Here is a 23,874-nt window from a genome sequence, read left to right as displayed (position 1 = left end):
CCTTGGTGATAACCGGAGTCAATGCCCCGGTTGTCGTGGATAGATTGATCTGAAGCAACCATTGATTGACAGGAGAGAAGAATGGCTCAAAAAGTAGCGTATGTCACAGGGGGAATGGGAGGCATCGGAACGGCTATCTGCCAGCGTCTGCACAAGGAAGGCTTCAAGGTCATCGCAGGTTGCGGTCCGTCGCGCGACTTCCAGAAGTGGCTGGACGAGCAAAAGGCGCTGGGATACAACTTCCATGCATCGGTCGGCAATGTGGGCGACTGGGCTTCCACCGTCGAGGCCTTCAGCAAGACCAAGGCCGAGCACGGCAGCATCGATGTGCTGGTCAACAATGCCGGCATCACGCGTGACCGCATGTTCATCAAGATGACGCCGGAAGACTGGCAGGCCGTCATCGAGACCAACCTCAACTCCATGTTCAACGTGACCAAGCAGGTCGTGGGCGACATGGTGGAAAAGGGCTGGGGCCGCATCATCAACATCAGCTCGGTCAATGGCGCCAAGGGCCAGGCCGGGCAGACCAATTACTCGGCCGCCAAGGCAGGCATGCACGGCTTCACCATGGCGCTGGCGCAGGAGATGGCCACCAAGGGCGTGACCGTGAACACCGTGAGCCCCGGCTACATCGGCACCGACATGGTCAAGGCCATCCGTCCCGACGTGCTGGAGAAGATCGTGGGCACCATCCCCGTCAAGCGCCTGGGCGAGCCCAGCGAGATCGCATCGATCATCGCCTGGCTGGCTTCGGAGGAAGGCGGCTACTCCACTGGCGCCGATTTTTCGGTCAACGGTGGCCTGCACATGCATTGAACCTGCAAGGGTTCGCGCTGCAAAGGAGCCTTCGGGCTCCTTTTTTGTTGGGCAGCCCCGCTGCAAATGTCCCAGAAATGACAAAACCCGCTGAAGCGGGTTCTGTGGAAGAGGGGGTCTGCACGGAAGGCCGTCAGACCGGTGGTGTCAGAGACTGGGGCACCGCGTGCGCCAGCCAGCGCCTCAGCGCTTGCGATCGCGTTCGTCTTCGGGCCAGATGGACATGATGGCAGTCGTTTGCATGGAAACTTTCTCCTGTATTGCTCTCTTAACGCGGGCCAGATTCAGCTGGTTGACAGGTTTTCAAAAAATTTTCGAAGGAAGTCGAAACTTTTTTGTGACCCGGTTTTCAGGCGTTGCGGGGGCCGCGCTTGCGGTCACGGTCATCCCATGGCCAGACAGCTTGGGCCAGCGCAGCGGCTGCAAAGCGGGTCTGCAGGGCGGTGTGGGAAAAGATGTCGGTCATGTGCAATCACTCCTTTGTTGCGTGTTCAACGCGGGCAAGTGGCTGCAGGTTGACTCAGGGATTGCCCCAGGACGCAAGCAATTGCAAGCCTGGAGGTGGGGATCTGTCAGTTTGAAGACAGATTTCTGGCGCGGTGAGAAAAAATCCGTTTCCTGACAGAGGCTTACGGGCACGGCGAGCCAATGCCGATGCTGTTACGCCTCGTTGCCCGCAATGCGTGGGCACAGGTCAACCCGGGGCGAAAACGTCCCTCAGGCAAAAATCAGGGTCACGGCAGGCGCGTCGTCCACGATGTAGCCGCGGTACATGCCGGCGCTGTTGAAGGGGCAGTGCACGCGTCCCTGGCTGTCCACGGCCACCACGCCGCCCTGGCCACCGATGTGTGTCAGCGTGCCCCGCACTGCGGCGTCGGCTGCGAGTTCCAGGCTTTGCCCCAGGTAGCGCATGCGCGCATGGATGTCGTGCGCGATGGCTGCGCGCAGGAAATGCTCGCCGGTTCCGGTGGCCGCCACGGCGCAGGTGGTGCTGTCGGCGTAGAAACCTGCACCCACCACGGGCGTGTCGCCCACGCGCCCGGGGCGCTTGTTGGTCAGCCCGCCGGTGGATGCCGCGGCGGCCAGGTTGCCATGCACATCGCGCGCCACGGCGCCGACCGTGCCCATCTTGCCGTTCTCGTTCAGCGGAGCCGGGTGCGCCACCAGTCCGCTGGCGTCGTGGTCCAGCAGCGCGGTCTGGCCGGATTGCGCCTGCACCCGGCGCAGCTGTGCCAGGCGCTCGGCAGAGTCGAAGTAGCCGGCATCCATCCGCGCCAGCCCGCGTTCATCGGCAAACCGTTGCGCCCCTTCGCCGACCAGGAGCACGCACTGGCCGCCGTCAAGAACATGCCGTGCCAGCGCAATCGGATTGCGCACCTGGCTGACGGAAGCGACTGCGCCGGCCCGCAGGTTGCTGCCGTCCATCAGGCCGGCATCCATCTCGTGGCGCGCGTCGCGCGTGTAGACGGAGCCGCGCCCGGCATTGAACAGCGGGCAGTCTTCCAGGGACTGGCACGCGGCCTGGACTGCGTCCAGCGCGCTGGCGCCGCGCCGCAGCAGGGCGGCGCCCGCCTCCAGCGCCTGGGCCAGCGCGGCGTGGTAGGGGGCCTCGTCGGCCTGGCCCTGGATGACGGTGCCTGCGCCGCCGTGCACGGCAATGGAAAATTTGCGGGAGTTCTGGGACATGTTCATTGGAGTGCGTAGCGCGATTCCAGGAAGCGGCCATAGCGGGCGATGCCCAGGCCGATGAGCAGGTAGACGGCACAGACCACCATGTACATCTCCACGAAGTACGCAATCCAGTGGGGGTCGCTCATGGCCATCTTCAGGGAGCCTGTGATGTCGTAGATATTCACGATCGCCACCAGGGAGGTGTCCTTCACCGCGCCGATGAAGTTGCTCACCGTGGGCGCGATGGTCACGCGCAGTGCCTGCGGCAGGACCACGTGGCGCAGCACCTGCACCCTGGTGAAGCCCATGGCCTGGGCCGCCATGACCTGGCCCTGGGGCACGGCCTGCAGCCCGCCGCGAAACACCTCGGCAAGATAGGCGGCGCTGAAGGCCGCCAGGCAGACGGCGATGCGGACCATGGGGTCCACCCGCCATTGCGCGGGCACCAGCATGGGCAGCACGAAGGCCCCGAAGAACAGCAGCGTGATCAGGGGCACGCCGCGCACGGCCTCGATGAAGCCCGTGCACAGGATGCGGATCAAGGGCAGGCTGGAGCGCCGGCCCAGCGCCAGCAGAATGCCCAGCGGAACGCCGGCCAGGCAGGCGATCACGGCAAGGAACAGGGTCAGCGGCAGGCCCCCCCACAGATCGCTGGGCACGGGTGCCAGGCCGGCCACACCGCCCGCCATCAGCACGCCAAAGCCGGTCAACCCGGCCAGCAGCATTGCCATGCCGGCGCGGCCGAAGAAGCGCGGCAGTGCCGCCACCCCCACGCTGCCCAGCAGCAGCAGGCTGGCGGCGACGGGGCGCCACTGTTCGGCCATGGGGTAGCGCCCCAGGAACACCAGACGGTACTTGTCGCGCACCACGCCCCAGCAGGCGCCGGCCGCAGCGCGGCATGTGTCGGGGTTGGCTGCGGTTTCGGCGTCGAGCAGGCCCCAGGCCAGCAGCTTCCAGCCCGCCCACAGCGCGGCCAGCAGCAGCGTTGCGGTGATGAGCCCGGAGAGCGCATCCGGAAACAGGCTGGCTCGCAGGCGCTGCGCCAGCGGAACCCGGGGCGGGGCCACCGGCAGGGCCGGTGCGCGGAGTACGGCACTCATGGGCAGGTCTTTCCCGGCTAGCGTGTGATGAAGGCACTGCGCTGGTTGAAGGCATTCAATGCCAGCGAGGTCAGCAGGTTGATGGCCAGGTAGACCACCGCGATGATGGTCACGCACTCGATGGCCTGGCCGGTCTGGCTCATGGCGGTGTTGGCGACCATCACCACGTCGGGGTAGCCGATGGCCACGGCCAGCGAGGAGTTCTTGATGGTGCTGAGCGCCAGGTTGGTATAGGGGGGAATGATCACCCGCAGGGCCTGCGGCAGCACGACCAGGCGCAACTGCTGGCCGCGGCGCATGCCCAGGGCCGAGGCAGCATTCCATTGCCCGCGCGGCACGGCCTGCAGACCGGCGCGCACGATTTCCGCGCAATAAGCGGCGGCATACAGGCCCAGGGCTCCCACCAGGGCCAGGAATTCCGGCGTCAGCGCCAGTCCTCCGTCGATGCCGAACATGCCCGGTTTCGGCGAGCTCCAGTGCCAGCCCGCCGCGCTGTCGTACACCGGGCCGGGCAGGGCCAGCCCCGCCTTGCTCAGAAAGCCCAGGGGGCCGATGGCCAGAGGGCGGTCCACATCGGGCAGCAGCGAGGTGAGCGCGAAATACCACAGCAGCACCTGCACCAGCAACGGGATGTTGCGCGCCACATCGACATAGAGGCGCACGGCGCCGCGCAGCAGCGGATGCCTTGCCACGGCGGCCACGCCCAGCAGCAGGCCCAGCACGGTGGCCAGCACGAGCGCGGGCACGGCGGCGCGAACCGTGTTGGCCACGCCGGCCGCGACCGCACGCAGGTAGCTGTCGCCGGGCTCGTAGGGCAGCAGCCCTTCGGAGATGGAAAAGCCGGCCGTCTGCTCCAGAAAGCCGAAGCCCCCGGCAATGCCGCGCGCGGCCATGTTGCGGCTGGCGTTGTGCGCCAGCCAGCCCAGCAGCAATATCAGCAGCCAGCCGATGGCGAGCTGCAAGGCCAGCCGGCCCCAGCGTGGCCGGGTGGGGGCCGGCGGCTGCCGTGCCCCGGCGTCGATGGCATTCACGGCTTTCGCAGCATCCACAGCGTTCGCGGCATTCATGGCAGGGTGCCCTCGGCGCGTCAGTTCATCGGCGGCGACATCATCAGGCCGCCCTTGGTGAACAGGGAGTTCTTGCCGCGCGGCACGTTCAATCCGGACTTGGCGCCCAGGTTGCGCTCATAGCTCTCGCCATAGTTGCCCACGGCCTTGACGATGCGCAGCGCCCATTCCCTGTCCAGCCCCAGCTGCTTGCCCAAGTCGTCGCTCTGGCCCAGGAAACGCTTGACCTGGATGCTGTCGGAGCGGGTCTTGAGCTCGTCGGCATTGGCCTGGGTGATGCCCAGTTCCTCGGCCTCGATCATGGCGTTGAGTGTCCAGCGCACGACGGCGAACCATTCGTCGTCACCGCGGCGCACGGCCGGGCCGGCCGGCTCCTTGGAGATGACTTCGGGCAGGATCACGTAGTCGTCGGGGTTGGCCAGCTCCTTGCCGCGCAGCACGGCCAGGGCGCCGAGGTCGCCTGTATAGGCCTGGCAGCGTCCGCTGCTGAAGGCCTGCAGGGCGGCTTCGGGGTTGTCGAACACCACCGCCTTGTAGTTGAGCTTGTGGGCGCGAAAGTACTCCGACAGGGTCTTTTCCGTGGTGGATCCGCTGATCACGCAGATGGTGGCGCCAGAGAGCTGCTTGACGCTGTTCAGGCCGGGCTTCTTCCTGGCCATGAAGCCCTGGCCATCGTGGAAATTGACGCCCGCCCACATCAGGCCCAGGCCGTTGTCGCGCGTGAAGGTCCAGGTGGTGTTGCGTGCCAGCAGATCGATCTCGCCGGACTGCAGCGCCGTGATGCGTGTCTGGCCGCTGGTGGGAATGAACTTGACCTTGCTGGCGTCGCCCAGGGTGGCGGCGGCCACGGCACGGCACAGATCCACGTCCAGCCCGGACCAGTTGCCGCTGCCGTCGGCGAGCGCAAAGCCTGCGCGCCCCGTGTGCACGCCGCAGGCCACGGCGCCGCGCTGCTTGATGCCGTCCAGCGTCTTGCCAGCGTGGGCGGGCGCGGCAGCGAGTGTGAAGAGGGCGGCCATCGATGCAAGCGCAAGGCGCAGACGGGCAGGGGCGTTCATGGTGAATCCTTTCCAGCGGGATGAGGGGCCTGGGGTTGCGGCTTGCCTGCCGCCGGCGAAGCGGTATCGGCGTCCGGAGTCAGGTAGGGAAGCACTGACTCGGACAGCTCGACCAGGCTGCGCACGGCCTGGGGCGTGGCGCGGATGACCTGGGTGGCCAGTGCCTCGACCATGGCCATGGCCGCCATTGGCGATGAAGGCAGCAGGGGATGCGAGGCGGGCGCCAGCAGCGTGTAGTCGGCCTCGCGGGCCAGCGGACTCGTGGCCTCGTCGGTGATGGCGATGGTCAGGGCGCCCCGCTGGCGTGCGTGCGCCGTCAGCGCGACGGCTTCGCGCGAGTAGCGCGGCAGGGAAATGGCGATCAGCACGTCCTGCTCCGTCAGCCCTGTCATGCGGCGTACCGCCTGTTCCGATCCGCCTGCGGAGGTCACTTCCACCACCTGCGGCAGATAGGGTTGCAGCACGTCGGCGCCAAAGGCCGCCACATGGTGGGAGCTGCCGAACCCCATGAAGAGCACACGGCGGGCGCGGCAGATGCGCTGGGCCAGTTGGTCGAGCAGGCCGGGGTCGCAGGCCTGCGCAGCCGCCTGCAGGTTGCGCTGCGTGTGCCCGAAAGCCTGCTCGCCCATGGTGCCCACGGCGCCTGCCGTGGCGGCTTCGGGCCCATGCGCCGCGCGCAGCTTGTTCACGGGCTCCAGGGCCTGCTGCAGCTGGCGGCCCAGGTGCAGGCGCAAATCGGCAAAGCCTTCGTAGCCGGCGTGCTTGGCGAAGCGGTTGACGGCAGCCAGGGAGCCACCGCAGGCATTGGCTACTTCTTCGGCGCTCAGCGTGACGGCCAGCACCGGATGCGCGGCTATCCAGCGGCCGACCCGGGCGACGGCGGGCGAGCCATCGACGCTGGCGCGCAGCAGTTCCTGTACGGCGGGATGGGGGTGGAGTTCCATGAATGAATGAAAGTGAATGGTCTCTTTCAATCATTATTTTTTAAGAATGAAATCTTTCATTCAGGAGAAACCCTGAACCGAACGATCCATGCGTTCCGCTGGCTGCGGGGGCGTGAGGGGAGTGGGGGAGGGCGAGGCCTCAGGGGCGCACTTGGGCGGAGCCGAAGTGGCGCGCCGTCTTCACGCGGGACGACGCTTGGGGCAGGCGGTCCCATGGGACCGCCTGGTTTTCGAGAACGACTGGAATCAGTCGGAAATCGCGGCCGACAGCTGTTCGATCTGCTCGCTCAGTTCCAGCCAGCGCTCTTCCAGGCTGTCGATCTCGTCGTTGCAGGCCTTGAGGCTGCGGCCCGTCTCGGCCATGTCGGCGGGCGAGATGGGCTGGCTCAGCAGGCCTTCGAGCCGCGTGCGCTCGGCCTGCAGCTGGGGCAGGCGCTTGTCCAGCTGTTCCAGTTCCTTCTTGAACGGCCGGGTCTTCTCGGCCATCTGCTGGCGGGCCAGGGCGGCCAGGCGCCGTTGCTCGCGCTGGTCGCCGGCGCTGGCGGCCGGTGGCGTGGACGGGGCAGCGGGAGCCGGCGCCAGCGCAGCAGCCACGGGGGCCTGCACTGCAGGTGCTGCATGTGCTGCGGGCTCCACCTGCGCTGCCGCCTTGCTGGTGGCCGCAGCCGCCTGTTCGGCCTTGCGGGCCTCTTCGCGCAGACGGCGGGATTCTTCCAGCAGGTAGCGCTGGTAGTCGTCCAGGTCGCCGTCGAAGGGGCCGACCACGCCACGGCCGACCAGCCAGAAGTCCTCGCAGACCGAGCGCAGCAGCGCGCGGTCGTGGCTGACCAGCATGACGGTGCCGTCGAAGTCGTTGATGGCCATGGCCAGGGCCTCGCGCGTGGCCAGGTCCAGGTGGTTGGTGGGCTCGTCCAGCAGCAGCAGGTTGGGGCGCTGCCAGACGATCATGGCCAGCACCAGGCGGGCCTTTTCGCCGCCGCTCATGCTACCCACGGCCTGCTTGACCATGTCGCCGCTGAAATTGAACGTGCCCAGGTAGCTGCGCAGGTCCTGCTCGCGGGCCTGCGGGCCGGTGGCGCCGGTGTCCCGTGCCAGGCGGATCATGTGCTCCATGGGGTTCTCGCCAGGGCGCAGCACGTCCAGTTCCTGCTGGGCGAAGTAGCCGATGTTCAGGCCCTTGCCTTCGGTCACGGTGCCGGCCAGGGCCTTCATCTCGCGCGCAATGGTCTTGACCAGGGTGGACTTGCCCTGGCCGTTGGCGCCCAGGATGCCGATGCGCTGGCCCGCCAGCACCGAGCGGTTGACGCCGCGCAGGATGGTGGTCGCCTGGCCTTCGTCGTCCAGGTAGCCGAATGCGGCGTCCGTGATCGCCAGCATGGGGTTGGGCAGGTTGGCCGGCGGCTTGAACTCGAAGGTGAAATCGGCGCTGGCCAGCATGGGGGCGACCTTTTCCATGCGCTCGATCTGCTTGACGCGGCTTTGCGCCTGCTTGGCCTTGGAGGCCTTGGCCTTGAAGCGGTCGATGAATTTCTGCAGGTGGGCGATCTTGTCCTGCTGGCGCTCGAACGAGGCCTGCTGCAGCAGGATCTGCTGGGCGCGCAGTTCCTCGAACTTGCTGTAGTTGCCGCCATAGCGCGTGACCTGCGCGTTTTCTATGTGCAGCGTGGTGTTGGTGATGGCGTCCAGGAATTCGCGGTCATGGCTGATCACGACCAGGGTGCCGGGGTAGCGCTTGAGCCAGGCTTCCAGCCAGACCAAGGCGTCCAGGTCCAAGTGGTTGGTGGGCTCGTCCAGCAGCAGCAGGTCGGAGGGGCACATCAGTGCGCGCGCCAGCTGCAGGCGCATGCGCCAGCCGCCGGAGAAGCTGTTGACGGGGTGCTCCAGCTCGGAGACCTTGAAGCCCAGGCCCAGGATCAGGGCCTGTGCGCGCGGCACGGCATCGTGCGCGCCGGCGTCGGCCAGGTCCACGTGGGCGTGGGCGATGGCCATGCCGTCCTCGCTGGCCTCGGCGGCCGCGAGCTGGGCGTTGAGCTCGCTCAGGCGGGTGTCGCCGTCCAGCACGAACTGGGTGGCCGTCTCCGAGGTCTCGGGCATGTTCTGCGCGACCTGGCCCAGGCGCCATTGCGAAGGGATGGAGAACTCTCCACCGTCCTCGGCCAGGCTGCCGTTGAGCAGGGCGAACAGGCTGGACTTGCCGGCGCCATTGCGTCCGACAAGGCCGACTTTTTCACCGGGGTTGATGGAGACGGAGGTGCTGTCCAGCAGCACGCGGGTGCCGCGGCGCAGGGTAATGTTGCGAAGGCTGATCATGAATGGGCAGGATTATCCCAGCGATTGCGCCAGTGCAGGATTGCCGCCCGCCATGCCCGTGCCCGGCCACGGTGCAAAGCCCTGGTACCAGGCCCTAGATCGGCTGTATGCCCACGCGCTGCATCATGGACTGGGTGAACTGGATCTCGCGCTCGAAGCCCTTGGCATAGGCGTCGGCGCTGGTGATGGCGACCTTGCCGCCTTCCTGCTCCAGCAAGGCGATGACCCTGGGCTGCCTGAGCACCTCCTCCAGCGCCGTGCGCAGCCGCTGGACGATGGGCTCGGGCGTGGCGGCCGGCACGGACACGCCGCCCCAGGACGTGAGGTTGACATTGGGCACGCCCAGTTCGGCCAGCGTCTGCACCTGGGGCAGCTTGGCATTGCGCTGCGGCCCGGCAATGGCCAGCGGCACCAGCTTGCCGGCCAGCACCTGGGGATAGGCCACGGAAAACAGCGGGGCGCCGAACGCTACCTGCTGACCCAGCACGGCATTGACCAGCTCGGACGCGCCCTTGTAGGGCACATGGTTGACCTGCAGGCCCATGCTGGAGGCCAGCATCTCCACGCCCAGGTGCGATGGCGTGCCCACGCCGCCCGAGGCATAGTCCAGCGCCCCCGGCCTGGCCTTGGCGCGAGCGGCCAGGTCGTCCAGCGTGCGCATGCCAGAGTCGGCATGCACGACGACCAGGATGTCGGAGCGCGACATGCCCAGCACATGGCGGAAGTCCTTGAACACGTCGTAGCCCGGGCTTTTGTACATGCGCATGGCGGCGGCCATGGGCGAGCCCGAGTACAGCAGGGTGTAGCCGTCCGCCGGCGCCTTGGCCACCTGGCGTGCGCCGATGTTGCCGCCTGCGCCGGCGCGGTTGTCTATCACCACGGGCTGGCCCAGCTGGGCGGACAGCGCCTCGGCCACGATGCGCGCGGCCGTGTCGGGGCTGGTGCCGGCCAGGTAGGGCACCACCCATTTGATGGGGCGCGTGGGCCAGGCGCTGTCGTGTGTGGTGGCTGTGGCGGCTGTGGTGGCCCAGGGCAGGCCTGCGGCAAGCGATGCGGCGCCCGCAGTGCGCAGGAATCGGCGTCGGTCCGGCCTTTGGGATGGATTGTCTTGCATGGCGTTGTCTCCTTGTCTTTTCGCTTCTATGCCGACCGGCCTCAGGCGCCGGCCCGCTCCAGCAGTTCCTTGGCGATGGTGTTGCGCTGTATCTCGCTGGTGCCCGTGAGCACGCGGTACATGCGCAGCATGCGGAACAGGAATTCCACGCGCCGGCCCTGGACGATGCCTTCGCCGCCATGGATCTGCACGGCGCGGTCGGCAATGCGGAACGCCGTCTCCGAGCAGAACAGCTTGCTCATCGAGGCCTGGGCGCGCGCATCGATGCCGACGTCGATGGCGCGGGCCGTCTGCACCATCAGTGCGCGCGCCGCCATCCATTCGGTGGCCATGTCGGCCAGCATGTGCTGTATGGACTGGAACTGGGCAATGCTGCGGCCGAATTGCTGGCGCCCCAGCGCATAGTCGCGCGCATCGCGCAGCGCCACCTGGGCCAGGCCCAGCATGGCCGGGCAGTGCAGCAGGCGGTTGACGGTGATGCGGCCCAGCGCCAGGGCCAGGCCCCGGCCCGGCTCGCCGATCAACTGGGCAGCGGGCACGCGGCAGCCGTCGAGCACGATGTCCCCCGTGCTGGACTGCCCAGCCATGGTCTTGTAGCCGCTGACCACCTGCACGCCCGGGGCATGCAGGTCCACGAAGAAGGCGCTGATCTCGCGCTGCGGGCTGCCCTCTGGCGCGGTCGAGGCCATGAGCACGGCCAAGTCGGCGAACGGCGAGCCCGAGATGAAGCGCTTGCGGCCGTGGAGCACGTAGTGGTCGCCCTCCAGCACGGCGCGCGTCTCCAGCGCGCCCGCGTCCGAGCCGGCCGCCGCCTCGGTCAGCGCAAAGCAGATGGATTTCTCGGCGCGCGCCACGGGCAGGATGAACTGCTCCATCTGCAAGGGCGTGGCCTTGCGGATCAGCGCGCCTATGCGCGGCGGGCCGCTGAGTTCGCCCAGCACATGGGGCGCGAAGGGCGAGCCCGTGGCGTAGATGGCCTCCTTGACCAGCACCTGGTCCAACACGGACAGGCCGGCGCCGCCCATGGCCTCGGGCAGGGTCATGCCGTAGAAGCCGCGCGCATGCGACAGTTTCCAGACCTGGCGCAGCAGCTCGGTGGAAGCGCTGTTTTCATGGTCCACGCCATGCGCGCGGGCGAGGTCGGCCAGTTCGCCGTGGATGAAGGCGTTGAGCGCGTCGATCAGGCCGGCTGCGCGCTCGGAGCCTTCAAAGGGCATTTCCAGCAGGGCAGCGTTGGCGGCGGGGAGTGTGTCCTTGGCGTTCATCTCAGTTCACCTTGCGGGCGTGGTTGGCCCAGTAGGGCGCCTGCACGGCGCGGCGCATGACCTTGCCGTTGGGGTTCTTGGGCAGCTGCTGCACAAATTCGATGTGGCGCGGGCGCTTGAAGCCGCCCAGGCGCTCGGCGCAAAAGCGGTCCAGCGCGGCGCTGTCGCCGGCCAGGCCGGGCTTGAGCACGATGTGGGCGGCCACGGCCTCGCCCCATTTGTCGTCGGGAATGGCGAACACGCAGGCATCGGCCACCGAGGCATGTTCGTAGAGCACGGACTCCACCTCGGACGGATAGACGTTGAAGCCGCCGCTGATGACCATGTCCTTCTTGCGGTCCACGATGTAGACAAAGCCCTGCTCGTCCATGCGGGCCAGGTCGCCCGTGTGGTAGCGGCCGTTCCTGAGCACCTCGGCCGTCAGCTCGGGCGCGCGCCAGTAGCCTGCAAAGACATCGGCGCCGCTGACCACGATCTCGCCGATCTCGCCCTCGGGCACCGGGCGGCCCTCGTCGTCCAGCACTTCGACCAGGGATTCCAGGAAGGGCCGTCCGCAGGAAGCCAGCCGCTCGGGGCGCGATGCGCGCGCCTGCAGGTGGTCCTGCACCGTCAGGCCGCAGACGCCGGAGGTGGTCTCGCCTGCGCCGTAGCCCTGGGACAGGATGGGGCCGAACACGTCCATGGCCTGCAGGATGCGCGCGGGCGCCATGGGCGCTGCGCCGTAGCCCAGGCGCAGCAGGTCGGGCAGGGGGCGGTAGCGGCCGCCGATCTCGGCCAGCAGCATGTTGATCATGGTGGGCACCATGAAGGTATGGGTCACGCGCCGCGCCTGCATCTCGGCCATGAAGGCGCCAGGCTCGAAGCCCGAGAACAGGTGGATGGTGGCGCCCGTGCACAGCGCCGGCACCATCTGCATGCCCGAGGCGTGCGTGACCGGCCCCACCAGGCCCAGCACGTGGCCGGCCTGCATGCCTTCGCCGCGCATCAGGAATTTTCGCAGCTGGGCCAGGCGGTTGCCGAAGGTCTGCATGGCGGCCTTGAGCACGCCCGAGGAGCCCGAGGTGTAGTGGAGCACGGCCACCTCGTGCTCGTGCACGGCCACGGGCTGGAAGCGGTCGCTGGCGCGGGCGAGCAGGGCCTCGTAGCTTTCGCCGGCGGGGCCGTCCAGCAGCAGCAGGCGAACGTCGGCGGACTGCAGGTGCGGCTTGAAGGCCTCTGCGCGCGCTGCGGTGGTCACGATGACGGCGGCATCGCTGTTGGCCGCGATATCGCCCACTTCGCGCGGCGAAAGGCGTGCGTTGAAGGGCGCCTTGATGAGCCCGGCCTTGTAGCAGGCGATCTCGATCTCCACGATTTCCACGCAGTTGGGCAGGTAGATGCCCACGCGGTCGCCACGGGACAGGCCCAGCGCCGCCAACGCATTGGCCAGCCGGTTGGAGCGCTGTTCCAGCTCGGCATAGCTGATGCTGCGCGCGGCGCTGGTCACGGCCGGCTGCGCGCCGTGGGCCTTGCAACTGCGCGCGACCAGTTCGCCGACATTGGGGATGGGAAGGGAGTGGGAATGGGTGTGGCCTGCGGTGGGCCGGGATGTCTCGTGCATGGCATTCCTTGGCTGAAGCCGCGCGTTTTGCGCGGCGTGCCATGCACTGTTCCAGAAGAGGCCTGGAGCGGGGAAATACCGTTTAGTGATTCAGGCGCATCAGAAAAATTGATGTCCAGATCAACCCTTGCGGTATTTGCTGATGACCCCGTGCCCAGACCCCTGCGGTCATGCCGTCATGCCTGCTGCCAGCGCGCCTGCCAGATGCCGGCCGTGATGAGTTGCCGGGCCTGTGCCATCAGCGCCTGCTGGACCACCTGCAGTGCCGGGTCGCTGCTGCGGTTGGCCTGCACGGCCAGGAAGTAGCGGCGCAGCAGTTCGGGCGCCGTGACCTGGGCCACGATCCAGCCGTGCTGGATGGCCGTGGGCGCAGCCTTGGCTTCCTCGCGCAGCCAGGCGGGCGCATCGCTCAGCGAGCAGGCGGGCGTGAAGGTGAAGCCCGCGCCGCAGTGGTAGAGCGAGCGGATGACGCGCGCGGAATCGTGTTCGTGGACGATGTTCAGCCGCAGGTCCCGTGCGTCGGCCGCGGCCTCCACGGTCTGGCGGATGGAAAAGCGCCGCGACTGCAGCACCAGCGGCAGCTGGCAGGCGTGGGCAAAGTCCATGTGCGGCAGGCCGCCGTCCGGCGCGGGGCGCAGCAGCGGGGCCACGCTGCCATCGACGTCCTGGCCGCAGACGTAGATGGATTCCTCGGCCATGGGCTGCACCTGCATGTCGTGCAGGCTGGCCGTGTCCACGAGGATGGCCAAGTCTGCGCGCCGGTCCAGCATGGCCTTTTGCACCATGAGGCTGAGGTCGTCGAGCACAAAGATGCGTATGCGCGGGTGGCTGTTGCGCAGGCTGGCGATCACGGGGCCGGCCAGCAGGCTGGTCAGCAAAAAGGGCAGGGCGATGGTGACCGAGCCTTCGGGGCCCTGCGGCAGGCGCTGTATGCGCTCGCGCATGGCATCGGCGTCGGACAGCAGGCGGCGTGCGTCCTCGTACAGCTGGGCGCCGGCCGGCGTGGGGGTCACGCCGGCGTGGCTGCGCTCCAGCAACTGGGCGCCCAGCTCGCCTTCCAGCTTCTTGATCTGCGCCGTGAGCGCGGGCTGGGCCACGTACAGCGAGTGCGCGGCGCGCGAGAGGCTGCCCGCCTCCAGCACCGCGATGAAGTAGCGCAGCGCCCGCAGGTCCATCTCAGCCCAGGGGGCGGTAGGTGGGGCGCAGGGCCTCGATGTCGCCTTCGGTCCAGGCGCGCAGTGCCTCCTGGGTGATCAGCAGCACCTGCTCGTCGCCCGAGCTGGTGTCCAGCCAGAACACGGGCAGGTCGGGGAAGGCGGCTTCGAAGAAGTCCTTTTCATTGCCGATTTCCAGCACGACCACGCCTTCCTTGGCCAGACGCGACGGCAGGTCCAGCAGCAGGCGGCGGATGAAGTCCATGCCGTCGGCGCCGCCGGCCAGCGCCAGTTCGGGCTCGGCCTGGTATTCGGCGGGCAGGCGCGACATGCTGTCGGCGTTCACATAGGGCGGGTTGCACAGCACCAGGTCCCAGGGGCCGGGCAGGGCGGCCAGTCCGTCGCTTTCCAGCAATTGCACGCGCTCGGCGAGTTCATGGCGGTCCACGTTGATGCGCGCCACGGCCAGCGCGTCGGCCGAGATGTCGGCGCCCGTGACCTCCACCTCGGGCCAGGCCATGGCCGCCAGGCAGGCCAGGCTGCCGTTGCCGGTGCACAGGTCCAGCACGCGGCGCGTGCGGTCGGACAGCCAGCCGTCGATGCTGCCGTCGGCCAGCAGCTCGGCAATGAAGCTGCGCGGCACGATGGCGCGCTCGTCCACGTAGAAGGGCACGCCCTGCAGCCAGGCCTCGCGCGTGAGGTAGGCGGCGGGCTTGCGCGTTCGGATGCGCTCTGCGAACAGCTCGGCCACTTCGGCCTGCTGCTGGGCGCTGACGGCTTGGTCGGCCAGGGATTCGGGCGCGCCAGGTGCCAGTTCGCTGTCCAGCGGCAGGCCCAGTTTCCACAGCGTGAGCCAGGCCGCTTCGTCTTCGGCCGTGGCCGTGCCGTGGCCAAAGGCCACGCCGGCCGCCGTGAGCGCTGCGGCCCCGGAGGCCACGAGGTCGGCGATGGTACTGCCCGAGATGGCGGGAATATTGGCAGGGGTGGGGGCGGATGTCATCGTCGGCTCCTTGGTCGCGTTCAGACGGCCTGCTGTCGCTGCAGCTCCTGGAGCGTGCGGCGGTAAATGTTCTTGATGGGCTCGATGTCGGCCACCACGATGTGCTCGTCGATCTTGTGGATGCTGGCGTTGGGCGGGCCCACTTCCACGACCTGGCTGCAGATCTGGGCGATGAAGCGGCCGTCGCTGGTGCCGCCCGTGGTGGACAGCTCGGTCTCCAGGCCGGTCTCGGCGCGGATGGCCGCCTGCACGGCGTTCACCAGCGTGCCCGGCGTGGTCAGGAAGGGCTGGCCGCCAATGGTCCAGGCCAGCTCGTACTCCAGCCCGTGGCGGTCCAGCACAGCCTGCACGCGCTGCTGGAGCGATTCGGCCGTGGACTCGGTGCAGAAGCGGAAGTTGAAGTCGATGGTCACATGGCCGGGAATGACGTTGGATGCGCCCGTGCCGCCATGCATGTTGCTGATCTGCCAGCTGGTGGGTGGGAAGAAGGCATTGCCCTCGTCCCAGCGCGTGGCGGCCAGCTCAGCCAGGGCCGGCAGGGCCTGGTGGATGGGGTTGCGCGCCAGCTGCGGGTAGGCGATGTGGCCCTGGATGCCCTTGACCGTGAGGCGCCCGCTCATGGTGCCCCGGCGGCCGTTCTTGATCATGTCGCCCGTGCGGTCCACCGAGGTGGGCTCGCCGACGATGCACCAGTCCAGGCGCTCGCCGCGCTCGCGCAGCAGCTCGACCACGACCTTGGTGCCGTCCACCGAGGGGCCTTCCTCGTCGCTGGTCAGCAGCAGGGCAATGTCGAAGGAGGGTGACGGTGTCTCGGTCAGGAATTCCTCCAGTGCCACGACGAAGGCGGCGATGGAGGTCTTCATGTCGCTGGCGCCGCGGCCGTACAGCTTGCCGTCGCGGTGCGTGGGCACGAAGGGCGGGCTGCTCCACTGCTCCAGCGGGCCGGTGGGCACCACGTCGGTATGGCCGGCAAAGACCAGCACGGGCCGGTCGGCGCCTGTCCCGGAGCGCCGGGCCCAGAGGTTGCGCACGCGAAAGCTGTCGGGGCCGCTGTCGATGCGCTCGCAGGCAAAGCCCATGGGCTGCAGGGCATCGGCCAGGAGTTCAAGGCAGCCGGCGTCTTCGGGAGTGACGGAGGGCAGGCTGATCAGCTGCTCGGTCAGTTGCAGGGTGCGGGACATGGTGGGTGGAATCAAAAAACAAAAAAGTCGGAGGGCCGGCTGCCGCCAGCGTGCTCCGACATTGTGAACGCTGCGGGGCTGGCCGATCAGTTCGGCTTGACTTCCAGCATGATTTCCGTGAACGAGGGCATGTCATCCTCGCCGGGCGTGGCCAGTTCGGCGAACTGGCTGGACGGCGCGGCATGGCTGGCCTTGACCACGTCGTTTTCCAGGCGCCACATCAGGTTGGTGGGCGAATCGGCGAAGGCCAGGGCTTCGGCGCGGTCGATGCGGCCGGAGCGGACCAGCTGCGCCAGCGCCTCTTCAAAGGTCTGCGAGCCTTCGGCCATGGATTTTTCCATGGCCTCCTTGACGCCCGAGAAGTTGCCGCGCTCGATGAGGTCAGCGATCAGCTTGGTGTTGAGCATGACCTCGACGGCCGGCATGCGGCCGCCGTCCACGGTGCGCACCAGGCGCTGGGAGATCACGCCCTTGAGTGCAGCCGACAGCTCGCCCAGCATGGTGGGGCGGATTTCCTCGGGGAAGAAGGACAGGATGCGGTTGAGCGCGTGGTAGCTGTTGTTGGCGTGCAGCGTGGCCAGGCACAGGTGGCCCGACTGCGCAAAGCCCATGGCCGAGGACATGGTCTCGCGGTCGCGGATTTCGCCGATCAGGATCACGTCGGGGGCCTGGCGCAGCGCGTTCTTGAGTGCGATCTGCAGCGATGCCGTGTCCGAGCCCACTTCGCGCTGGTTGACGATGGAGCGCTTGTTGCGAAACTGGTATTCGATGGGGTCCTCGATGGTGAGGATGTGGCCCGTGAGCTTTTCGTTGCGCGCATCGATCATCGAGGCCAGCGTCGTGCTCTTGCCAGAGCCCGTGGAACCCACGACCAGCAGCAGGCCGCGCTTTTGCATGATCAGCTCGCCCAGCACGGGCGGCAGGTTCAGCGTGTCCATGGCCGGGATGTGCTGGGCGATGAAGCGAATCACCACGGCGCAGCTGCCGCGCTGGTGCATGGCGCTGACGCGAAAACGCCCCACGCCGCGCAGCGGCACGCCCATGTTGAGCTCGCCCGTTTCGTCCAGCTCCTGCAGGCGCTCGGCCGGCACGATCTCGGCCAGCAGGCTGCGCGGCGCGTCGGGCGGCAGCAGCTGGTTGTTGATGGGCACGCATTCGCCGTTGATCTTGATCAGCGCCGGCGCGTTGACCGCCAGGTAGACGTCGGACGCCTGCTTCTCGCCCATCAGGCGCAAAATCCTCTCCATCGTGCCCATGTTTTCCCCCAAATTCGTGTACTGCCGCTGTTCTTGGATCGTCTGCACGCTCTTGTGACGTGAAACGGGCGTCCGCTGCCTGGTGGCCGGGGACGCCCTCGAGAGTATGCCTTGCTCCATCCCCTGAACAGGGGATGTTTTGGCGCCGCAACCACGCCTTTGGCGCGGTGCGGATGCGGATCAATCGCGCAGCAGGTCGTTCAGGCTCGTGGTGGAGCGGGTCTTGGCATCGACCTTCTTGACGATGATGGCGGCGTACATGCTGTAGCGGCCGTTGTCCTTGGGCAGGTTGCCCGACACCACCACCGAGCCGGCAGGCACGCGGCCATAGCTGGTCTCGCCGGTCGCACGGTCATAGATGGGGGTGGACTGGCCGATGTACACGCCCATGGAGATCACGGAGTTCTCTTCCACGATCACGCCTTCGACGATCTCGGAACGCGCGCCGATGAAGCAGTTGTCCTCGATGATGGTCGGGTTGGCCTGCAGCGGCTCCAGCACGCCGCCCAGGCCCACGCCGCCGGACAGGTGCACGTTCTTGCCGACCTGGGCGCAGGAGCCCACGGTGGCCCAGGTGTCAACCATGGTGCCTTCGTCCACATAGGCGCCGATGTTCACGTAGGAAGGCATCAGGATCGCGCCCTTGGCCACGAAGCTGCCACGGCGGGCCACGGCCGGAGGCACCACGCGCACGCCGGTGGCGGCGATCTCGGCCTCGGTCATGCCGGCGAACTTGGTGGGCACCTTGTCGAAGAAGTTCAGGTCGCCGGACTGCATCAGCACGTTGTCCTTGAGGCGGAAGGACAGCAGCACGGCCTTCTTGATCCACTGGTGCACGGTCCACTGGCCCACGCCTTCGCGCGTGGCCACGCGCAGCTGGCCGTTGTTCAGGGCTTCGATCACGTGGTCCACGGCCTCGGTCACTTCCTTGGGGGCGGCAGCGGGGGAGAGGCTGGCACGGTTGTCCCAGGCGGTGTCGATGATGGATTGCAGCTGTTGCGTCATATGGCTTTGGTGATCAAAGGGTTTGTGAGGAAAGGGGAGCGCAGGGCTGTCTCAGCGCTGGCGCGATTCTATGAACTGTGCAATGCGCTGGGCGGCTTCCAGGCATTCTGCGGTCTCGGCCACCAGGGCCATGCGCACGCGCCCGGCGCCGGGGTTGCGGCCATTGGCCTCGCGCGCCAGGTAGCTGCCGGGCAGCACGGTCACGCCGGTGGCGGCATACAGCTCGCGTGCAAAGTCGGCGTCGTCCAGGCCCAGCGATTCGGGAATGCCGGCCCACAGGTAGAAGCTTGCGTCGGGCAGGCGCACATCCATCACGCGCGCCAGCACGGGCGTGACCTGGTTGAACTTCTCGCGGTACAGGCGGCGGTTTTCCTCGACATGGGCCTCGTCGGCCCAGGCCGCCATGCTGGCCGTCTGCACCACGGGGCTCATGGCACCGCCGTGGTAGGTGCGGTACAGCAAAAAGGCCTTGATCAGGGCCGCATCGCCCGCCACGAAACCGCTGCGCAGGCCCGGCACATTGCTGCGCTTGGACAGGCTGGTGAACATCAGCAGGTTTTTGTAGTCCGTGCGGCCCAGGCGCTGTGCGGCTTCCAGGCCGCCCAGGGGGGCGGTGCCGTCGAAATAGATCTCGCTGTAGCACTCGTCGCTGGCAATCACGAAGCCGTAGCGGTCGGACAGGGCAAACAGCTTTTCCCACTCGGCCAGCGGCATCACCGCGCCCGTTGGGTTGCCGGGCGAGCACACGAAGATCAGCTGGGTCTTTTCCCACACGTCGGCGGGCACGCTGTCCCAGTCCACCGCGAAGTTGCGCGCGGCGTCGCTGGGCGCGTAGTACGGCTGGGCGCCGGCCAGCAGGGTGGCGCCTTCGTAGATTTGATAGAACGGGTTGGGGCAGATCACGCGCGCGCCGTCCTGGCTGGCATCCACCACCACCTGGGTGAAGGCAAACAGTGCCTCGCGCGAGCCGTTGACGGGCAGCACCTGGGTGGCGGCGTCCAGGGCAATGCCATAGCGCTGGCGTGCCCATTGGGCGCAGGCCTCGCGCAGCGCGGGCTCGCCGGCTGTGGCGGGGTACTTGGCCAGGCCGCCGAGGTCGGCGCTCAGCGCCTGTTCGATGAACGCCGGCGTGGCATGGCGGGGCTCTCCGATGCCAAGGCTGATGGGGCGCACGCCCGCCGGTGGCTGGACCCCGGCGAACAGTTTGCGAAGACGCTCAAACGGGTAGGGCTGGAGTCGGGAGAGCAGGGGATTCATGGGCTCGCATTATGGATTGATGCGCTTTCGGCATGTCGTTGTCACAGGGGACTGCGGGTCTGCACGCTGGCTTTTTTGCATTCTGTTACCTATTCTGGCATGGTCTCGACTGGGGCCATGCCATCTCGTGTGGCGGGGCCTCGTGAACGGTGAATTCCAGATACCAATGACTAGAGAGGCAATCAGCTATGCAGGCAGGCGCTGGCATGGAAAAAGTGGGAAACAGGCATCGTAAGCATACATCCGGCCCCGGGGCCGGCTTCCTTGTATGCGCCGTGTGGGCATTGGCGGGGCCGCCGCTGGCGTTGGTGGCCGGTTCGGCGGGCTTGGGGCCCTGGGTTTGGGGTGCCTTGCTGCTGTGGGCCGGACTGCTGCTGGGCGGCATGCACAGGCTCTGGTCGCGGGTGATCGGCGAGCGCGAATTGCTGCAGCAGGCCATGCAGGGCATCGCCCAGGGCGACCTGAGCCAGCGCGTGACCGTGGAGGCGGCCGCCTCGCAGGAGGGCGCTGGCGCCGTCCAGACGCCCAAGGCGCTGCTGGGAGGCATGGTCACCTCGCTGTCGGGCATGGTGGCCGATGTGCGCAGCAACGCGGCCCTGGTGGCGCAGGCCGGGCAGCAATTGGTGAACGAGCACCAGGCGCTGTCCGATCGCACCGAGCTGCAGGCCACCAACCTGGCCCAGACCGTGGTCAGCGTGGAGCAGTTGAGCAGCGCCGTGCAGCACAACGCCGATGTGGTGGGCGTGGTCCACCACCAGGCCAGCGCCGTGCGCGGCGCCGCCGATGAAGGCGTGGTGGCCATGGGTCGGGCCGTGGAGTCGGTGGAGACCATTGAAAACAGCGCCGGGCGCATGCGGGAGATCATCGGCGTGATCGACGGCATTGCTTTCCAGACCAATATCCTCGCGCTCAATGCCGCCGTGGAGGCTGCACGGGCTGGCGAGCAGGGCCGGGGCTTTGCCGTGGTGGCCAGCGAGGTGCGCTCCCTGGCCGGCCGCTCGGCGGAGGCGGCGCGCGAGATTCGCCACCTGATTGGCGATGCGCTGACCCAGGTGGAGCACAGCACCGAGTTGATCCGCACGGCCGGACGTGGCATGGAGCGCGTGACCGAAGGCATCCGCCAGGTGGCCGAGCACATGGGCGAGCTCTCGCAATCGACCGGCAGCCAGAGCACGGGCCTGGCCGAGATCAGCCGCGCCGTGCACCAGATCGACGAGATCACCCAGCACAACGCGCAGATGGTGGGCCACGCGCTGGACCAGGCACGCGCGCTGCAGCAGCGCGCGCAGACGCTGTCAGGGGCGGTGTCGCGCTTTCGGCTGCAGCAGGGCACGGCGGAGGAGGCCGTGGCCCTGGTCGAGTCGGCCCTGGGCCTGGCGCGGCGCGGCGTGGCCACCGAGGCACTGCTGGCCGCCGTGAACGACCCCGGCCAGCGCTTCCATGACCGCGATATGTACGTGTTCGCCCTGGCCGCCGACGGCAGCTACCGCGCCTTCGGCGGCAACCCTGCGCGTGTGGGCGTGCGCGTGCAGGAGCTGCCAGGCGTGCGGGGTGAGCAGCTGCTGGCCGACATCATTGCCCAGGCCGAGCGCGGCCCAGGCTGGGTGGAGTACGACTTCAGGAACCCTGCCACGCAACAGGTACAGACCAAGATGTCCTTCGTCTGCAAGCATGGTGGGCTGTACTGGGGTTGCGGTGTCTACAAGAGCCTGGCGCTGGCTGCGTAGGCCTGCCACGGCCCGCGTGGGTGCCTGTGGCGGTCTATGGGCATCCATGGGCCTGTACTGGCGGGTGTAGGCGGGTCTCGCTGCCCGCCCACATCCACTCAATGCCCGTTGGGCGTTGAGGCGCCACCCGCACGCTGGGCGCGTGCGCGGGCCAGGATGGCTGCGATGGTGGCTTGCTTGCTTTCGGTCGCCAGCGGGGGCGCCGGGCAGGGCGTGGAGGGGCTGGCGTCGTCGGCCATTTGCTGCTCACCCAATGCAAGAGGCATCTGTGCCCGGGCGGCACCCAGGCGTTCGCGCTCCTGTTCACGCTCTCGGCGCAGCACATAGCGCTGTCGCGCATGCTCGGCCTGCTGGGGGCTCCAGGCAGACCAGCCTGTGGCGGGGCCGCTGGCATTGTGCAGTTCGATGCAATCGACCGGACACACGGGAATGCAGAGTTCGCAGCCCGTGCAGTGGGCTGCGATCACCGTATGCATGAACTTGTTGGCGCCCAGGATGGCATCCGTGGGACAGGCCTTGATGCACAGGGTGCAACCGATGCACCAGGCCTCGTCGATCACGGCCACGGTGCGCGGGGCTTCCGTGCCGTGCTCGGCGCTCAGTGGGACAGCGGGCCGGCCCGTCAGTGCAGCCAGCCTCTCCACTCCCGCAGCGCCCCCGGGGGGGCACTGGTTGATGCCGGCCTCGCCCGAGGCCACGGCCTGGGCATAGCTGGCGCAGTCGGGGTAGCCGCAACGCGTGCACTGCGTCTGCGGCAGCGCCGCGTCTATGCGTGCTGCCAGATCGTCGCGGGCAAGGATTGCGAAGGCGGACATGGCGTGCCGGGCTTGCTCGGTGCTCAGCCTGCCTGCACCTTGGCACCGCGCTTGCGCGGCTGCTCGGTGGCCGAGGGCGCGTCATCGCTCAGGCTGCTGGTGTGACCTGCCGCGCTGGCGGCCGTGGCGCTTTCGGGCTGGTGGGCACTGATGAACTCGCGCACCTGCGGGTAGACGATCTCTCTCCAGCGCCTGCCGCTGAAAATCCCGTAGTGTCCGGCGCCCGGCACTTCAAGGTGCTTGCGCTGCTCTGCCGCGATGCCCGTGCACAGATCGTGCGCTGCGCGCGTCTGGCCCGAGCCGGAGATGTCGTCCAGCTCGCCTTCGACGGTCAGCAGGGCGCTGCCCTTGATGTCCTGCGGGCGCACCAGCTCGGCCTGGCCTTCGGGCGAACGCACTTCCCAGGTGCCATGGACCAGCTTGTAGTCCTGGAACACCGTGGCGATGGTCTCGAGGTAGTAGTCGGCATCCATGTCGAGCACGGCGTTGTACTCGTCATAGAACTTGCGGTGATGCTCGGCGCTGGCGTCGTCACCCTTGATCAGGTCCTTGAAGTAGTCATAGTGGCTATTGGCGTGGCGGTCCGGATTCATGGCCACGAAGCCCGAGTACTGCAGGAAGCCCGGGTAGACGCGGCGACCCACGCCCGGATAGCCTTCGGGCACGCGGTAGATCACGTTGTTCTCGAACCACTCGAAGCTGCGGTTCTGCGCCAGGTTGTTCACCGAGGTCGGCGAGCGGCGCGCGTCGATGGGGCCGCCCATCATGGTCATGGACAGCGGGGGCGTCTCGCCACGGCTGGCCATCAGCGACACGGCAGCCAGCACCGGCACCGTGGGCTGGCACACACTGACCACGTGGCACTGGCCGTACTTGCCCTGCAGGTAGCGGATGAACTCCTGCACATAGTTCACGTAGTCGTCGAGGTGGAACTCGCCATCGGCCAGGGGCACCAGGCGGGCGTTCTTCCAGTCGGTGATGTAGACCTTGTGGCCGCCCAGCATGCTTTGCACCGTATCGCGCAGCAGCGTGGCGTAGTGGCCCGAAAGCGGCGCCACGATCAGCACCACGGGCTGGCTCAGCATGGTCTGCAGCGTATCGGTGTCGTCGGAGAAGCGCTTGAAGCGGCGCAGCTCGCAAAACGGCTTGTCCACTTCGACGCGCTCGCGGATGGTCACGTCAACGCCGCCCACATCCACACTGTGCAGGTTGAATTCGGGCTTCTCGTAATCCTTGCCAAGGCGGTAGAACAGATCAAACCCGGCGGCCATGCGCTGGGACATCGGACCTTGGCTCAGCAACGAGTGTGGGTTGCTGTAGAGCTTGGCTGCAGCTTGCGCGAAATCGGCAAAGGGCTCGACCATGGCGCGCTGGATTTCGTAGAGCTGATAGAGCATGGATACAAGGGGTTGTTTGGATATGTTGCAGTGCAATATATCAGCAGCAAGCTAAGAAAATTGGTAGTAAAACCCCTTTGATGCTGTCGCGTAAGTGATAGTTTTTACCGATAGGCCTGGGCGAGCGGCCGCCT

The 23,874-nt window shown here is 67.5% G+C and carries 20 protein-coding genes; 3 read left to right on the top strand and 17 right to left on the bottom strand.

From position 1 onward, the window contains the following. The first annotated feature begins 81 nt into the window (after positions 1-81). Positions 82-819, top strand: a complete 738-nt coding sequence (phbB, locus tag A4F85_RS07875) for an acetoacetyl-CoA reductase (RefSeq protein WP_012205436.1) — start codon at positions 82-84, stop codon at positions 817-819. Positions 820-1,060: 241 nt separating this feature from the next. Beyond that, a complete protein-coding gene (locus tag A4F85_RS30860; protein ID WP_197485469.1) occupies positions 1,061-1,441 on the top strand; it encodes a hypothetical protein in 381 nt (126 codons plus the stop codon). A 95-nt stretch (positions 1,442-1,536) separates the two neighbouring features. Here A4F85_RS30860 and A4F85_RS07870 read toward each other — a convergent pair whose 3' ends face one another. From A4F85_RS07870 to dapC, 15 genes are all read right to left on the bottom strand, one after another. Beyond that, on the bottom strand, positions 1,537-2,511 hold the full coding sequence (locus A4F85_RS07870) for an isoaspartyl peptidase/L-asparaginase family protein (RefSeq protein WP_063326243.1): 975 nt from the start codon (positions 2,509-2,511) through the stop codon (positions 1,537-1,539). Continuing rightward, positions 2,508-3,590, bottom strand: coding sequence for an amino acid ABC transporter permease (locus A4F85_RS07865; RefSeq protein ID WP_063326242.1), 1,083 nt, complete (start codon positions 3,588-3,590; stop codon positions 2,508-2,510). The genes A4F85_RS07870 and A4F85_RS07865 overlap by 4 nt, the downstream gene beginning before the upstream one ends. A 17-nt stretch (positions 3,591-3,607) precedes the next feature. Next, positions 3,608-4,657, bottom strand: a complete 1,050-nt coding sequence (locus A4F85_RS07860) for an ABC transporter permease subunit (protein WP_063326241.1) — start codon at positions 4,655-4,657, stop codon at positions 3,608-3,610. Between the two features lie 20 nt (positions 4,658-4,677). Beyond that, positions 4,678-5,715, bottom strand: coding sequence for an amino acid ABC transporter substrate-binding protein (locus tag A4F85_RS07855; RefSeq protein WP_063326240.1), 1,038 nt, complete (start codon positions 5,713-5,715; stop codon positions 4,678-4,680). Further along, positions 5,712-6,659, bottom strand: a complete 948-nt coding sequence (locus A4F85_RS07850; RefSeq protein ID WP_231890494.1) for a MurR/RpiR family transcriptional regulator — start codon at positions 6,657-6,659, stop codon at positions 5,712-5,714. The genes A4F85_RS07855 and A4F85_RS07850 overlap by 4 nt, the downstream gene beginning before the upstream one ends. Before the next feature lie 246 nt (positions 6,660-6,905). Next, the gene (locus A4F85_RS07845) at positions 6,906-8,969 is read right to left on the bottom strand and encodes an ABC-F family ATP-binding cassette domain-containing protein (RefSeq protein WP_063326238.1); all 2,064 of its coding nucleotides are present in this window, start codon (positions 8,967-8,969) and stop codon (positions 6,906-6,908) included. A gap of 94 nt (positions 8,970-9,063) precedes the next feature. Then, complete coding sequence (locus A4F85_RS07840) at positions 9,064-10,083, bottom strand: tripartite tricarboxylate transporter substrate binding protein (protein WP_063326237.1); 1,020 nt, start codon at positions 10,081-10,083, stop codon at positions 9,064-9,066. Between the two features lie 41 nt (positions 10,084-10,124). Next, a complete protein-coding gene (locus tag A4F85_RS07835; protein ID WP_063326236.1) occupies positions 10,125-11,348 on the bottom strand; it encodes an acyl-CoA dehydrogenase family protein in 1,224 nt (407 codons plus the stop codon). Position 11,349: 1 nt separating this feature from the next. Beyond that, positions 11,350-12,948 (bottom strand): AMP-binding protein, encoded by a 1,599-nt coding sequence (locus A4F85_RS07830; RefSeq protein ID WP_063326235.1) that lies wholly within the window; start codon positions 12,946-12,948, stop codon positions 11,350-11,352. Positions 12,949-13,124: 176 nt separating this feature from the next. Next, positions 13,125-14,123 carry a LysR family transcriptional regulator gene (locus tag A4F85_RS07825; RefSeq protein ID WP_012205446.1) on the bottom strand — a complete coding sequence of 333 codons (999 nt, stop codon included), beginning with the start codon at positions 14,121-14,123 and terminating at the stop codon, positions 13,125-13,127. Position 14,124: 1 nt separating this feature from the next. Then, positions 14,125-15,102: a 50S ribosomal protein L3 N(5)-glutamine methyltransferase gene (gene prmB, locus A4F85_RS07820; protein ID WP_013802545.1), complete on the bottom strand. Its 978-nt coding sequence runs from the start codon at positions 15,100-15,102 to the stop codon at positions 14,125-14,127. Positions 15,103-15,122: 20 nt separating this feature from the next. Beyond that, on the bottom strand, positions 15,123-16,283 hold the full coding sequence (gene dapE, locus A4F85_RS07815; RefSeq protein WP_063326234.1) for a succinyl-diaminopimelate desuccinylase: 1,161 nt from the start codon (positions 16,281-16,283) through the stop codon (positions 15,123-15,125). An 86-nt stretch (positions 16,284-16,369) separates the two neighbouring features. Then, positions 16,370-17,539, bottom strand: coding sequence for a PilT/PilU family type 4a pilus ATPase (locus tag A4F85_RS07810; protein ID WP_012205449.1), 1,170 nt, complete (start codon positions 17,537-17,539; stop codon positions 16,370-16,372). A 180-nt stretch (positions 17,540-17,719) separates the two neighbouring features. Then, on the bottom strand, positions 17,720-18,544 hold the full coding sequence (dapD, locus tag A4F85_RS07805) for a 2,3,4,5-tetrahydropyridine-2,6-dicarboxylate N-succinyltransferase (protein ID WP_012205450.1): 825 nt from the start codon (positions 18,542-18,544) through the stop codon (positions 17,720-17,722). 51 nt (positions 18,545-18,595) lie between these two features. Beyond that, positions 18,596-19,801: a succinyldiaminopimelate transaminase gene (gene dapC, locus A4F85_RS07800; protein WP_013802542.1), complete on the bottom strand. Its 1,206-nt coding sequence runs from the start codon at positions 19,799-19,801 to the stop codon at positions 18,596-18,598. A gap of 188 nt (positions 19,802-19,989) precedes the next feature. Between dapC and A4F85_RS07795 the strand changes: the two genes are divergently transcribed. Further along, entirely contained in the window at positions 19,990-21,528 is a 1,539-nt protein-coding gene (locus A4F85_RS07795) for a methyl-accepting chemotaxis protein (protein ID WP_063326233.1), read from the top strand. A gap of 98 nt (positions 21,529-21,626) precedes the next feature. Here the strand turns inward: A4F85_RS07795 and rsxB are convergent, their stop codons facing one another. Together rsxB and A4F85_RS07785 are read right to left on the bottom strand one after the other, a co-directional pair. Continuing rightward, entirely contained in the window at positions 21,627-22,343 is a 717-nt protein-coding gene (gene rsxB / locus A4F85_RS07790; RefSeq protein WP_063326232.1) for an electron transport complex subunit RsxB, read from the bottom strand. Between the two features lie 23 nt (positions 22,344-22,366). After that, on the bottom strand, positions 22,367-23,740 hold the full coding sequence (locus tag A4F85_RS07785) for a polyhydroxyalkanoate depolymerase (RefSeq protein WP_043821780.1): 1,374 nt from the start codon (positions 23,738-23,740) through the stop codon (positions 22,367-22,369). Positions 23,741-23,874 lie beyond the last annotated feature (134 nt).

It is taken from the genome of Delftia sp. GW456-R20 (assembly GCF_001622915.1).
GTDB classification, from domain to species: Bacteria; Pseudomonadota; Gammaproteobacteria; order Burkholderiales; family Burkholderiaceae_C; genus Comamonas; species Comamonas acidovorans.
Note: the sequence above shows the minus strand (reverse complement) of the source record. Positions and strands in the feature narration are given on the sequence as shown.